The organism is Nodosilinea sp. LEGE 07298 (assembly GCF_015207265.1).
In the GTDB taxonomy this organism is placed as follows: Bacteria; Cyanobacteriota; Cyanobacteriia; order Phormidesmidales; family Phormidesmidaceae; genus Nodosilinea.
This window is the reverse complement of the sequence record NZ_JADEXE010000517.1, coordinates 1-2,419: the sequence shown is the minus strand read 5'-3', so window position 1 is coordinate 2,419 and position 2,419 is coordinate 1. Positions and strand designations below refer to the sequence as shown.

The following is a 2,419-nucleotide window of genomic DNA, read 5'->3' as shown; positions in this document are numbered from 1 at the left end:
CATCAATACAGCTAGGCCTAGGCCAATGACGGGCAACACCAGCAGGGCAAAGACCCCCAGACCAATCTGCTGCTGCACGGTTAGGGAAATGCGGCGATTGGTGACTTCACGCGGACGAATGGAGAGGGTGGCATCGGTCTGCTGCCCCAGCCAGCTGACGGCATTGAGAAAGACGTCGCCGTTGAGCTGTTGCTCAAATAGCCCGTCAGTGGCGAAGGTGGCGTTGCCGATGACGACCAGGCGCGACTCCGGTGGTGGTTCGCCTTCAGTTGGGGTGGCTCCGTCGACCGGGCGGCTGAGGGCAACGCCCAGGGTATAGGGGCCAGAGGGAGGCGCATTTTCGTCGTACTGTAGCTCGCCTTCAGCCGAGAGAGACTCAGCCCGGCTCTGGGGGTTGCTTTGGAGAATGGGCGCTGCCGTGACGCCCGGCACCTCTTCAACATTGACGGGGCGCACGAGGGGAAAGAACGATCGCCCGCCGCCAAAGTCGCGGGTAATAGGGTGATCGCCGTAGTCGGTAACCAGGGGTGCGGCCGGGCCAAGGCCCACGAGTTGACCACTACCCGAGGTGTCGAGCACGATGCGATCGTCGAGGCTGACGCCCCAGGGGTCGAGCAGGGTGCCCAGGCCGGGGCTGGTGCGTGGGTCGATCAGCAGCATGAGGCTGCCACCGCCGTCTAGGTAGGTTTGCAGGGCTTCAACTTCGGCATCAAAAAACTCGGCAGCAGGGCCAGCTACCACGACCAAGCTAGCATCCTCTGGCACTTCGCTCGTTTGCGATAAATCTAGCGGCTGCACGACGGCACTTTTGTCTTCGAGAGCAGTAGCGGCCTGCAAAAAGCCGGTGTCGCTGCCGTCAATGGCAAATTCTTGGTGGCCCTGGGTAAAGTACACGGTGAGGGCGCGATCGCTCACCACCTGATCAAGTGCGTTGGTCAGGGTTCGCTCCGACAAGCGCTCGCTGGGGCCAACATTTTGCAAGAAACGGCGAGTATCACCGCTTTCCACAAACACCATGCCCGTTTGGGTAGCCCCAAAATCTTGAGCCAGGCGAGGGTCGTTGTAGGGGTTGACGTAGTCAAAGTTAAACTGCGGCCCGGCCTGGCGGTAGCTTTCGAGTAGCTGCCGATCTTGCGGATTGGGCAGCGGGTCAAAGACAACAACGCGGGTGGGGTTTTCGAGCGATCGCACTACCTCCTGCGACTGGGGCGCGAGGGTAAACAGCTGGTTCTCAGTCAGGTCTACCCGGCTGGCATAGCGCACCGCCAAAAAATTGACCAGCGCCAAAATAGCCAGCACCGCCAGGGTAGATAGCAGCGCATTGGCCCCCGCTTCGGTTGAGCGCTGCGCCCAGAACCGCCCCTGCCCCTGGTTGCCCAGCACCAGACCCAGCAGCAGCAAGCCAATGCCCCCAACCAGCAGGCCCGCAGGCAGCAGGGTCCAGCCAGCCACAATGCCCGCAAGCAAACCTGCCGTCACCAGGGCTAAGCCCGGCAGCGCCAGGTATTTCAAATATTTTTGGTAGGCCGCAAACGCTTTCATCGCCATAACCCGCTACTACTAACCTGCTGCACGTTGAGTTGACTGCTAGGGCACTAGGACCGCTGGAACCTGAGGGTTTCAATCGACTGGGCCGTCAAATATAGCCCTAGGCAAATAAAAGATAGAAACAGCACCAGACCACCAGTATCAAAAATGCCTTCGGTAAAGTCGGTGAAGTGCTTCAGGAGGGACAAGTGGGCGATCGCGCTGCCCACTACCCCCGGCAGTCCCTGGGCCACCGCATCTACCAGCCACAGCAGCAAAATTAGCGCAAAGGTCATAATCGCCGCTAGCACCGTACTCTCGGTCAGCGACGAGATGAACATGCCCAAAGCCAATACGCTAGCGGCCATCAGCACCAAGCCCAGATGCGACAGCAAGAAGACCCCAGACCCAGTGGGCGGCGTCGCGGCCCCCAGAGCGATCGATTGGCACACCATCAGCGGCAGCACCATAGCGATATAAAAGCTCACCACCGCCAGCAGCTTGCCCAGGGCCACAGCCCAGTTAGTCACCGGCGAGGTCGCCAACAATTCCAGCGTGCCCTGCTTGCGCTCGTCGGCGTAGAGCCCCATCGACAGCATGGGCAACACAAACATCGACAGCGACCCCAGCAGGCCCACATAGGCTTTGTTGAACTCATAGGCCACATCAAAAGGCGGCGGCGTGGGTAGCCCCATCTGCACTGCCTGGTCGGCCATCGCCGCCTGGGCCAATATCCCCTGCGGCCCCAGCAGAATGGCGACTAAGAAGAAGCCACCCAGCAGCCAGAACACAGCCGCAATGATGTAGGGCAGCGGCGACGCAAAGTAGCTTTGTAGCTCGCGCTGGTAGATGGCGAGGATGTTTTTGAAGAGAAGGGTCATGGGGTGGCGAG

The 2,419-nt window shown here is 60.4% G+C and carries 2 protein-coding genes; both read right to left on the bottom strand.

What is annotated here, in order from left to right; genetic code table 11:
* On the bottom strand, positions 1–1,548 hold a 1,548-nt coding region (locus IQ273_RS32550; RefSeq protein ID WP_194027214.1), incomplete at its 3' end, for a Gldg family protein.
* A 47-nt stretch (positions 1,549–1,595) separates the two neighbouring features.
* Positions 1,596–2,408, bottom strand: coding sequence for an ABC transporter permease (locus IQ273_RS32545; RefSeq protein ID WP_194027213.1), 813 nt, complete (start codon positions 2,406–2,408; stop codon positions 1,596–1,598).
* Positions 2,409–2,419: the final 11 nt, after the last annotated feature.

Bases quoted from the DNA above. Each gene is read 5' to 3' on its own strand.
- IQ273_RS32545 (WP_194027213.1), bottom strand. From the start codon at position 2,408: ATGACCCTTCTCTTCAAAAACATCCTCGCCATCTACCAGCGCGAGCTA.